The organism is Bacteroides cellulosilyticus DSM 14838 (assembly GCF_000158035.1).
Classification (GTDB): Bacteria; Bacteroidota; Bacteroidia; order Bacteroidales; family Bacteroidaceae; genus Bacteroides; species Bacteroides cellulosilyticus.
Window position 1 is genome coordinate 330382 of sequence record NZ_EQ973492.1, and the last position, 1116, is coordinate 331497.

Annotated in this window: 1 protein-coding gene and 1 pseudogene; both read left to right on the plus strand. The window is 40.9% G+C overall.

The features are described from left to right. Positions 1-198: pseudogene (locus BACCELL_RS19380) on the plus strand (YjbH domain-containing protein); the annotation flags it as partial. Positions 199-249: 51 nt separating this feature from the next. Then, the coding region (locus BACCELL_RS19385) for a hypothetical protein (protein ID WP_007213719.1) at positions 250-1116 on the plus strand (867 nt) is incomplete at its 3' end.

Sequence of the window (1116 nt, forward strand, 5' to 3'; positions counted from 1 at the left end):
AAGCTGAATGGAATAGCGGCAGGTATTAGTTATAATCCAACTTTTGCGCCTGAATTAAGAATGATTGCAGAGTATGATTCAAAAGATTTTGCACTGGGAGCCACTTACTTGCTTTTAAAACATCTGCATATACAGGTGGAACTGCAAAAGATGAAATATTTCACGGGTGGATTGTGTTTCCAGTTCCGGTTGAAATAAAGAAACTGGCAGAAAAAGCATAGAGTTAATCATTTTAAAATAGAAAAAACAATGAAATGTAAATTTGGTATAGTATCTATCATGTTGGCGGGATTAGCTCTTACAGCTACTGCACAGACTAAAGAGAAATACTACAGCGAAAAATTTAAAGATAATATCTTTATAAGCGCTGGTGTAGGAGCTCAGGCATGTGTTAATCCTGATAACTTTGATTATGGCTTTGGACATGCCATCACGCCATTGATCCACGTATCAGTGGGTAAACTGTTCAATCCTATCTGGGGAGTTCGCGGACAAGTTGCCGGATTATGGTCGACACTGTATACAGAGCGCGGACAAATAAAAGGCGCTTATGCCGAGGTTAAGAACAAGAAGTATTTCACTCTGCGTGCAGATGCTATGTATAACCTGTCTAACTCTGTTTGCGGATATAATCCGGAGCGCTTATTTACTTTATCTGTGTTCGCAGGTCCCGGATTGACTTTTGCAAAGGCTTATGGTGAGCAAGATAAATTAAATGCTTTGATTAACGGTTCTGTAGGTTTGATGGGACAGTTCAATGTGAACAAGTATTTAGATATCAATATTGAGGCAAGAGGTGAAGTATCTCCTTCTATGTTTGGGAATAAGAGCAGCGCCTACACGGATGGTGCAGTATCTCTGACTGCAGGTGTTACTTATACTTTTGGCGGTAAGAACTTTATATCTTGTGGTGCAAAAGTTGATCAGAATGCCATCAACAACGAAATCAATAAATACAGAAGCGAACTGGCACAGGCTCAGGCTGACCTGGCAAGTGCTAAAAATGCCATGGCTAACTCTAAGCCTGTAACTAAGGAAGTAGTGAAGGAGATCGAAGTTGCCGGTCCTCGTGCCATCTTCTTCAAGATTGGTAGCGCTCGCATCGATGATTACGGC